The 10,152-nt window shown below is 60.3% G+C and carries 7 protein-coding genes; 5 read left to right on the plus strand and 2 right to left on the minus strand.

Annotation, left to right across the window (positions count from 1 at the left end; all coding sequences use genetic code 11):
* Positions 1-288 precede the first annotated feature (288 nt).
* From ACLD1X_RS25755 to ACLD1X_RS25775, 5 genes are all read left to right on the plus strand, one after another.
* A complete protein-coding gene (locus tag ACLD1X_RS25755) occupies positions 289-4,137 on the plus strand; it encodes a sensor domain-containing protein (RefSeq protein WP_429372566.1) in 3,849 nt (1,282 codons plus the stop codon).
* A gap of 223 nt (positions 4,138-4,360) precedes the next feature.
* Positions 4,361-5,614, plus strand: a complete 1,254-nt coding sequence (glyA, locus tag ACLD1X_RS25760; RefSeq protein ID WP_008022534.1) for a serine hydroxymethyltransferase — start codon at positions 4,361-4,363, stop codon at positions 5,612-5,614.
* Between the two features lie 350 nt (positions 5,615-5,964).
* Complete coding sequence (locus tag ACLD1X_RS25765) at positions 5,965-7,278, plus strand: C4-dicarboxylate transporter DctA (RefSeq protein ID WP_429372568.1); 1,314 nt, start codon at positions 5,965-5,967, stop codon at positions 7,276-7,278.
* Between the two features lie 49 nt (positions 7,279-7,327).
* Positions 7,328-8,032: a FadR/GntR family transcriptional regulator gene (locus ACLD1X_RS25770; RefSeq protein ID WP_429372570.1), complete on the plus strand. Its 705-nt coding sequence runs from the start codon at positions 7,328-7,330 to the stop codon at positions 8,030-8,032.
* A 25-nt stretch (positions 8,033-8,057) separates the two neighbouring features.
* Entirely contained in the window at positions 8,058-8,747 is a 690-nt protein-coding gene (locus ACLD1X_RS25775; RefSeq protein WP_429372572.1) for a GntR family transcriptional regulator, read from the plus strand.
* Between the two features lie 103 nt (positions 8,748-8,850).
* Here the strand turns inward: ACLD1X_RS25775 and yjiA are convergent, their stop codons facing one another.
* Positions 8,851-9,822 carry a GTPase gene (yjiA, locus tag ACLD1X_RS25780; RefSeq protein ID WP_429372574.1) on the minus strand — a complete coding sequence of 324 codons (972 nt, stop codon included), beginning with the start codon at positions 9,820-9,822 and terminating at the stop codon, positions 8,851-8,853.
* A gap of 161 nt (positions 9,823-9,983) precedes the next feature.
* A partial coding sequence (locus ACLD1X_RS25785; RefSeq protein ID WP_429372580.1) for a YbdD/YjiX family protein occupies positions 9,984-10,152 on the minus strand: 169 nt, incomplete at its 5' end.

Here is a 10,152-nt window from a genome sequence, read left to right on the forward strand (position 1 = left end):
GAGAACCTAGGGTCAGTGACTGATGAATGATTGGAGCGCAGGCAATGCCCGGCCAGACCGTGCGCGTCGCCCGCTTGAGGAGATCAAGACGTGCGCGCTGAAAAAAGTCTGAGTCTAGGAGCTGGAACGCTCCCGCGTAACCCGCAAAGCTACCTTAATGACCGGTGGCAGTCCAGCCGACGGGCAGGGGCTGGCACTTAGCCACAACTCAAGGCATGCTAGCCGCCCTTCGGGCGTCCGGCTTATAGTGCACGTCGCGCCAGTCCAGCCAAACCGCAGGATTACAGCTTGTCCAATGTTCCTCCGCCTCTGACTTCCAGTGCGCCGACCACTGCGCAAGGCTCCCCCCTGCGCGGGACCTTGAAGGGCACCTTGGCGACACTCGTATTACTGCTGCTGGCCCTGCTGTTCTGGCAGTTGCTCGACCAGTTGCGGGAAACCCAGAAGAACCAGCGTCAGTACACCATCGACTACACCGCCGACCTGGCCGCGCAGGTCAGCCTGAACATGTCGCTCAACGCGCAGATCGCCCTCAACCTGTTGCCGATCGTCGAACAACCGCAGGACGCCGATGAACTGCAGGCCCTGCTGCGCAAACTGCAACAGTCGCTGCCTGACCTGCGCAGCCTGGCGTTGCTCAGCCCCTCGGGAAAAGTCATCAGTGACAGCGCTCCCGACAGCGATGACAGCGACTACCTGGGTGAACTGGTACGCCGCAGCCACGCCCAGGCGCATTACTTCAGCAATGCCACCGACGGTTCCGTGGTGCATTTATTGTTGCATCAGGCCAGCGGCAGCTCCCGAGGCTATTGGGCCTTGCGCCTGACTCCCACCTTCTTTTCGTCCCTGACCAAGCAAAGCGAGGCCGGTGGCCGCCCGTTGTGGCTGGTGGAGAACCGCATCAATCATCAGATCATCAGTCGCGACGAAGCGCTGCCCTCGGTCAATCCGGGCACGCTGACCGAAGACGATGTCGCCAACAGCGTGCTGACGGTGCCGCTGAGCAGCAGCGATTGGCAATTGCGCGGTTTGTTCGATCGTCAGCGCGTGCTGGAGGAACTGCTGCCGGCGTTCATCGGCAAATGCCTGCTGGGCCTGGCGTTTTCCATGCTGCCGTTTCTAGCCTTGCTGAACATGCGCCGACGTCAGCGCCAGTTGAATGAGGGGCGTCGGCGTTATCAGGACATTTTCGAAGGCACCGGCGTGGCGTTGTGTGTCCTCGACATGTCCGGGCTCAAGGCTTTTTTCGACAAGGCGCAATTGCAGGGCAGCGAGCAGCTGCAAGCGTGGCTGGCGATTCCGGAACAACGCCGGCAATTGCTGAAGGAACTGCGGATCACCGAGGTCAACCAGGTCGCGCTGCAATTGCTCAATGTCGATAGCGCAGACAAGGCCTGGAAACTGCTGATCGACGGCAATCCGCTGGACGGCACCGCCATCGGCAACCAGGTGCTCGACGCACTGCTCAACCGGCAGCAACAGCTTGAGCTGGAAATCAAGCTCCAGGACGCCAGCGGTCGCGACCAGCACCTGTGGCTGGTGCTGCGCCTGCCGCAAACCCCGGACGACCATAAAGCGGTGATCCTGAGCATCACCGACATCACCAGCCGCAAGCTCATCGAACTGTCATTGCAGGAGCGCGAAGGGTTCTGGTCGGATGTGGTGCGTACGGTGCCGGATCACCTGTATGTGCAGGATGTGATCAGCCAGCGCATGATCTTCAGCAACCACCACCTGGGCCAGACCCTGGGTTACAACCGCACCGAATTGCAACAGATGGGCGAATACTTCTGGGAAATCCTCCTGCACCCCGAAGACGCCGACTATTACCATCGCTCCCGCCAGGTCCAGCGCCAGGCCGGTTATCGCCAGTTGATGCAGTGCCAGTTGCGCTTTCGCCATCGGGACGGCCAGTGGCGACGCTTCGAGATTCGCGAACAGGCTCTGGCGCGAGACAAGGACGACCAGGTCACGCGGATCATCGGCGTGGCCAAGGACATCACCGACCAGATCGAAGCCAGTGAATCGCTGCGCGACAGCGAGCAGCGCTACCGGATGCTCGCCGAAAGCATCAGCGACGTGATTTTCTCCACCGACAGCCGCCTCAACCTCAATTATGTCAGCCCTTCGGTGCAAGCCGTGCTGGGCTACGACGCCGAGTGGATTTTCCAGAACGGCTGGCAATCGACCATCGCCAACCCGCAACAACTGACCGGCATCTACCACCTGATGGACCGGGTCAGCAAAGCGCTGGACCAGCCGGACCAACTGGCGCTGCTGCGCAGCCAGGTGCAGACCCAACTGTTCCTGTTCGATTGCCTGCGGGCCGACGGGCGCAAGATCCCCATCGAACTGCGCCTGGTACTGGTCTGGGACGAACACGGCACGTTCGAAGGCGTGCTCGGCGTCGGCCGCGACATCAGCCAGCAACGCCGGGCCGAAAAAGACTTGCGCATGGCCGCCACGGTATTCGAACACTCGACCTCGGCGATCCTGATCACCGACCCGGCCGGCTACATCGTCCAGGCCAACGAAGCCTTCAGCCGTGTCAGCGGTTATGCCGTGGAACAGGTCCTCGATCAGTTGCCGAACATGCTGACCGTCGACGAGCAGCAGGAATCCCACCTGCGTTACGTCCTCAAGCAATTGGGCCAGCACAGCACCTGGGAAGGCGAAGTCTGGCTCAAGCGCCGCAACGGCGAGCACTATCCGGCCTGGGTCGGGATCACTGCCGTACTCGACGACGAAGGCGACCTGGCCAGTTATGTGTGTTTCTTCAGCGACATCAGCGAGCGCAAGGCCAGCGAGCAGCGGATTCACCGCCTCGCCTACTACGACGCCCTGACCCACCTGCCCAACCGCACGCTGTTCCAGGATCGCCTGCACACGGCCCTGCAATCGGCCGAACGGCAGAGGTCGTGGGTGGTGCTGATGTTCCTCGATCTCGATCGCTTCAAGCCGATCAACGACTCCCTGGGCCACGCCGCCGGCGACCGCATGCTCAAGGAAATGGCCACGCGCCTGCTCGGTTGCGTCGACGATGACGACACTGTGGCACGCATGGGCGGTGACGAATTCACCCTGCTCCTGCAACCGCGGGCCAACCGTGAAATCGCTCTGAACCGGGCCATTCATGTGGCCGAACAGATTCTCGCCAGCCTGGTGAAACCCTTTGTACTCGAAGGCCGCGAGTTCTTCGTCACGGCCAGTATCGGCATCGCCCTGAGCCCGCAGGACGGCAACGAACTCAGCCAGTTGATGAAGAACGCCGACACCGCGATGTACCACGCCAAGGAGCGTGGCAAGAACAACTTCCAGTTCTATCAGGCGGACATGAACGCCAGTGCGCTGGAGCGCCTGGAGCTGGAAAGCGACCTGCGCCACGCCCTGGAACAGAACGAATTCGTGCTGTATTACCAACCGCAGTTCAGTGGCGACGGCAAGCGCCTGACCGGTGCCGAGGCACTGTTGCGCTGGCGCCATCCACGTCGCGGGCTGGTGCCGCCGGGGGATTTCATTCCAGTGCTCGAAGAGCTCGGGCTGGTGGTGGATGTCGGCGACTGGGTGATCAGCGAAGCCTGCCGCCAGCTCAAGGCCTGGCACCAGGCCAAGGTACGGGTGCCGAAGGTGTCGGTGAACATCTCGGCGCGGCAGTTCTCCGACGGCCAGCTCGGCACCCGAATTGCCACCATCCTCAAGGAAACCGGCCTGCCGCCGGCGTGCCTGGAACTGGAACTCACCGAAAGTATCCTGATGCGCGAAGTCAGCGAGGCGATGCAGATCCTCGATGGCCTGAAAAACCTCGGCCTGAGCATTGCGGTCGACGATTTCGGTACCGGCTACTCATCGCTCAACTACCTCAAGCAGTTCCCGATCGACGTGCTGAAGATCGACCGCACCTTCGTCGACGGCCTGCCGTCGGGCGAGCAGGATGCGCAAATCGCCCGGGCGATCATTGCCATGGCCCACAGCCTGAACCTGGCGGTGATCGCCGAAGGCGTGGAAACCCACGAGCAGCTTGATTTTCTCAGGGAGCACGGTTGCGACGAGGTGCAGGGTTACCTGTTCGGCCGTCCGATGCCGGCAGGACGGTTCGAAGGGCAGTTCAGCAATGATGCGCTGTTCATGTTCGACTGAAGCTTCGTGGTGATTCGGATGTCCTCTTCGCGAGCAGGCTCGCTCCCACATTTGGAATGCAATCCCCTGTGGGAGCGAGCCTGCTCGCGAAGAGGCCGGCACGATCACCGCTAATCCCCGCATGAACACCACTTGTCCGCGACATGATGCCGTTTCATATGCCATCTAAAACCCGTTGGGTTAGAATGCCCCCCTTTTCCGCCCCCGATCCTTGAGGACCGCCATGTTCAGCCGTGATTTGACTATTGCCAAGTACGACGCCGATCTCTTTGCCGCCATGGAGCAAGAAGCTCAGCGCCAGGAAGAGCACATTGAGCTGATCGCTTCGGAAAACTACACCAGCCCTGCGGTGATGGAAGCTCAAGGCTCGGTCTTGACCAACAAGTACGCCGAAGGCTACCCGGGCAAGCGCTACTACGGTGGTTGCGAGTACGTAGACGTTGTCGAGCAACTGGCGATCGATCGCGCCAAAGAGCTGTTCGGTGCCGACTACGCCAACGTTCAGCCGCACGCTGGCTCGCAAGCCAACAGCGCCGTTTACCTGGCCCTGCTGTCGGCCGGTGACACCATCCTGGGCATGAGCCTGGCCCACGGCGGTCACCTGACCCACGGTGCCAGCGTTTCGTCCTCCGGCAAGCTGTACAACGCCATCCAGTACGGCATCGACGCCAACGGCCTGATCGACTACGACGAAGTCGAGCGCCTGGCCGTCGAGCACAAGCCGAAAATGATCGTGGCCGGTTTCTCTGCCTACTCGCAGATCCTCGACTTCCCGCGCTTCCGCGCTATCGCTGACAAGGTTGGCGCGTACCTGTTCGTCGACATGGCCCACGTGGCCGGTCTGGTCGCCGCTGGCGTCTACCCGAACCCGGTTCCATTCGCTGACGTCGTGACCACCACCACCCACAAGACCCTGCGCGGTCCACGTGGTGGCCTGATCCTGGCTCGCGCCAACGCCGACATCGAGAAGAAGCTGAACTCCGCGGTATTCCCGGGCGCCCAGGGTGGCCCACTGGAGCACGTGATCGCCGCTAAAGCGATCTGCTTCAAGGAAGCGCTGCAGCCTGAGTTCAAGGCTTACCAGCAACAAGTGGTGAAAAACGCCCAGGCCATGGCCAGCGTATTCATCGAGCGCGGCTTCGACGTGGTTTCCGGCGGTACCGAGAACCACCTGTTCCTGCTGTCGCTGATCAAGCAGGAGATCTCCGGTAAAGACGCCGATGCCGCTCTGGGCAAAGCGTTCATCACCGTGAACAAGAACTCCGTGCCAAACGACCCACGCTCCCCGTTCGTCACCTCCGGCCTGCGCTTCGGCACTCCGGCTGTGACCACTCGCGGCTTCAAGGAAGCCGAGTGCAAGGAACTGGCCGGCTGGATCTGCGACATCCTGGCTGACCTGAACAACGAAGCGGTGATCGACGCCGTTCGTGAGAAGGTCAAGGCTATCTGCAAGAAGCTGCCGGTGTACGGCGCTTAATCAGCCCCGCTAAACCGCAGTCATGAGAAACCGGCCAGAGATGGCCGGTTTTTTTTCGCCCGTGAAATGCTTCTGCAGGAGCGGGCTTGCTCGCGATGATTTCAATGATGATGCGTTGAACCAGCAAGCACTCGTTATCGTTGACGACCTTCGCGAGCAAGCTCGCTCCTACAGGACCAGTACAACTGGTAAGACCGGTCATGCCAATTTTCGAAATTTTACTTGCGAACACTCGAAAACACCGCCTAGACTGCGCCTGCACTGGACATACCGGTAAGACCACAATAATTAAGTCCTGAAGTCGATGCGCCTGGCGCACGGCAGCCAGGACACCGACCAGGATTCCTCCCATGCTCAGATGGTGCTCGCGTTCAATCTTCCTCCAAGTGGTTCTCGGACTGGTGCTCGGCATCGTCTGCGGGCTGACCCTTCCCGAATACTCCGCTCAGCTCAAACCGCTCGGTGACGGTTTTATCAAGCTGATCAAAATGCTCATCGGCCTGATTGTGTTCTGCGTAGTGGTCAGCGGCATCAGCGGTGCCGGCGACCTGAAAAAGGTCGGGCGCATCGGCCTCAAATCGGTGATCTACTTTGAAGTGCTGACCACCATCGCCCTGGTGATCGGCCTGGTGTTCGCCTTCAGCACCGGCATCGGTAGTGGCGCAAACATTCATCTGGAGCAGCTCTCCGCCGCCGACATGGGTGACATTGCCCAGCGCGGCCAGCACATGCACACCACCACACAGTTCCTGATGGACCTGATTCCGACTTCGGTGATCGGCGCCTTTGCCGATAACAATATCCTGCAGGTCCTGCTGTTTTCAGTGTTGTTCGGCAGTGCCCTGAATCTGGTGGGCGAGGCGGCATCGGGTATTTCGCGGCTGATCAATGAACTCAGCCACGTGATATTCCGCATCATGGGCATGATCGTGCGACTGGCACCGATCGGTGTATTCGGCGCGATCGCGTTCACCACCAGCAAATATGGCCTGGACTCGCTGCAACACCTGGGTAGCCTGGTCGGCTTGTTCTACCTGACCTGTGCGGCCTTCGTTGCCCTGATTCTCGGCCTGGTGATGCGCCTCTCCGGCCTGAAGATGTGGCCGTTGCTCAAGTACCTGCGCGAGGAACTGCTCATCGTCATGGGCACCGCGTCGTCCGATGCCGTGCTGCCGCAAATCATGCGCAAGCTCGAGCATCTGGGCATCGGCAGTTCAACAGTCGGCCTGGTGATTCCAACGGGTTATTCGTTCAACCTCGACGGTTTCTCGATCTACCTGACCCTGGCCATCGTATTCATCGCCAACGCCACCGGCACGCCGCTGGCGATGACCGACCTGCTGACGATTCTGTTGGTATCGTTGATCACTTCCAAGGGTGCCCACGGTATTCCGGGCTCGGCGCTGGTGATTCTGGCGGCCACCCTGACCGCCATTCCGGCGATTCCGGTGGTGGGTCTGGTGCTGGTGCTGGCCGTGGACTGGTTCATGGGCATCGGCCGGGCACTGACCAACCTGATCGGCAACTGCGTGGCGACCGTCGCCATCGCTCGGTGGGAAAAGGACATCGATGTGCAACGGGCGAACAAGGTACTTTCCGGTCAGACGGGTTATACCTTCCAGCCGCGAAAACCGGTTGCTCAAGCGGCAGCCAAAGAATTCTGAATGACCGCCGTGCCTGCCGCCCCGCAGGCACGGCTCACGGAGCGAACAAGTGATTACCTCATCAACCGTCGTCAACTCAGTGGTAGAAAAACTCCGGGCCGCTTTGGCCAAGGGGCAGTGGCGCTCCGGCGACATGTTGCCGGGCCAGCGTGAACTGGCCGAACAACTGGGCATCAGTCGCCCGAGCCTGCGCGAAGCGGTGATCGTACTGGAAACCCTCGGCCTCGTGCGTTCAATGCCGGGCAAAGGCGTTGTGGTACTCGATGTGCAATTGAGCGACAGCGCCGGCCACGACAATGCCGTGGCCGGCGCCAGCCTCGAAGATGTGTTGCAACTGCGCTACACCCTCGAACCGTTCATCGTCGGCCTGGTGGCGCAGTCCATCAGCAGCAAGGAAGTCGGGCAACTGCGCCTGACCCTGATGGACATGCGCGAAGCCCTTGAGGCTGGCGACAGTGAAGCCGGTGCCAGCGCTTACATCGCTTTCCACGAGGAATTGTTCACCCTGACCTCGAACCCGATCTTCCAGAGCGTGGTCCAGCAAACGAGCAATGCCCTCAAGCAAAGCGCTGAAGTATTGCGCAACTCCCCAGAGCATCTGGCAGAACGCCTTGAAGAAAACGAAGCCGTGGTGCGGGCGATTCGCAGCAAGAACAGCGCCCAGGCCAGTGCCGAGATGCGTCGGCACATTTTGCGCGAAGGCCAGCGCATGGGCATTGAACTGAACATCCCGGAAGACAACCTCGGCAGTTGAAACCTCTTCGCACTGGAGATTGGCCATGATCGGCTTCGCCTCGCCACAAACACTCGCTACCCTGCCCATCCGTCCTTCGGTGGATGATCTGTATTCGCTGGTCCTCGATGCCATTTTCGAACAGCGCATCCATTCGGCCAGCCGCTTTACGGAAGAAAGCCTGGCGCAGATGTTCGGTGCTCGACGCAGCGACATGCGTGATGTACTGACGCGTTTGTCCCATCGGCAAATCATTCTCCTGCGAGTCAACCATCGTCCCCGCGTCGCCGAACTTGATGCCGAGCAGACCCGGCAGACCCTGCATGCCCGGCGGCTGGCCGAGATCATGCTGGTGCGGCTGGCGTGTCAGCGACCCTGCGCGCAAGACCTGAAGCGGCTGCGGGCACTAGTCGATAGCGAGCGAGAGTGCTCTGAGCGTGGCCGGGCAATTCGTTTGTCGGGAGAGTTTCACCTGCAGTTGGCCGAAATGGCTGGAAATGCACCGCTGGCGCATTTTCTTGGCAGTCTGGTGCCGCTGACATCGCTGGCGATTGCGCAGTGTGAGGAGCAAACAGATGACTATTGCGGTTGGCGGGAGCACATGCAGATTGTCGATGCGGTGGAACGTGGGGATATTGTGATGGCCGAAATATTGATGAACCGGCATCTGGATCATCTTGAGGAGGTACTACTGAACTCTGGATTGGTAGTCAGCCATAATCGTGTTGCCGGGTAAATTGCCATCGCGAGCAGGCTCGCTCCCACAGGGGACTGCATTACAAATGTGGGAGCGAGCCTGCTCGCGATGGCGGCATCAGGCCCGCTGAAAACGACAGACCTTACTCTGCCGCCACCCGCGCAAACCCCTCTCGAATCTTTTCTTCCGGCAAGTCATCGGCAATGAACACAATCACGCTTTCGCGGGTTTCATCGTCGGCCCATTCGGTATCCCAATCGAATCCATAAAGCTTCAAGACGCCCTGGAACACCATGCGTCGCGGTTCGCCGAGGATGTTCAACACGCCTTTGTAGCGCAGCAATTGCTTGCCATGTTCCTCCAGCAGTTCGTTCATGAACTCGCTGAGCTTGTCGATATCCAGTGGCTTTTCGGTGCGCAGCACCAGGCTGGAAATGCGGTCGATGGACGGTGCCTGGCTGACCGGTCGCAAACTCACCCCGCCACCGAGGTCGGCGTTGAGATTGAAACCGCGCACGTCGAGCAACTCGGCCAGGTCGATCTTGCCGTGGTCGACCACGCGGATCGGGGCGCGACGGTTGATGCGGGTCAGGCGCTCGCTCAATGCGGTGAAGGTCGACTCGTCCACCAGATCGCGCTTGCTCACCAGCAAGCGGTCGGCGAAACCGATCTGCGCCTGGGCGATGGTCTGGGTCAGGTGCAAGCCGGCATGTGCCGCATCGACCAGCGTGATGATGCCGTCGAGGATATAGCGCTCGCGCAATTCTTCGTCGATGAAAAAGGTTTGCGCCACGGGCGCCGGGTCGGCCAGGCCGGTGCACTCGATCACCAGACGGTCGAAGGCGATGTCGCCCTGGTCCAGACGCTCGAGCAACAGATAAAGTGCCTTGGTCAGGTCCGTATGGATAGTGCAGCAGACGCAGCCGTTGGACAGCGTCATCACTTGCACAGGTTCATCGCCCAACAACTGGGTATCGATACCGGCATCACTGAATTCGTTTTCGATCACGGCGATTTTCAGACCGTGCTCGGCCTTGAGCAGGTGACGCAACAGGGTGGTCTTGCCAGCGCCGAGGAAGCCGCTGAGGATCGTTACGGGGATGGGAGAGGACACGCTGAATCTCCTGTTGCACAAAATCAGAAAAATACACAAAACAAATGTGGGAGCGAGCCTGCTCGCGAAGGGGCCGTCAGCTTCAACAGAATGTTGACTGATACGGCGCCATCGCGAGCAGGCTCGCTCCCACAGGTATTGCCGTTAATCCGATAACCGGATCAACAGCACTTCGGCCCGCCCTTGCCACCGTAACGGGCTTCCTGACGCTCCCGAAAGAACATCTCATAGCTCATCACCGGCTTGTCCGGGTGTTTGCTCTGCATATGCTCGACGTAGTTGTCGTAGTCGGGCATGCCGACCATCAGGCGCGCGGCCTGACCGAGGTAT

This window comes from Pseudomonas sp. 18173, assembly GCF_050432945.1.
Lineage (GTDB): Bacteria > Pseudomonadota > Gammaproteobacteria > Pseudomonadales > Pseudomonadaceae > Aquipseudomonas.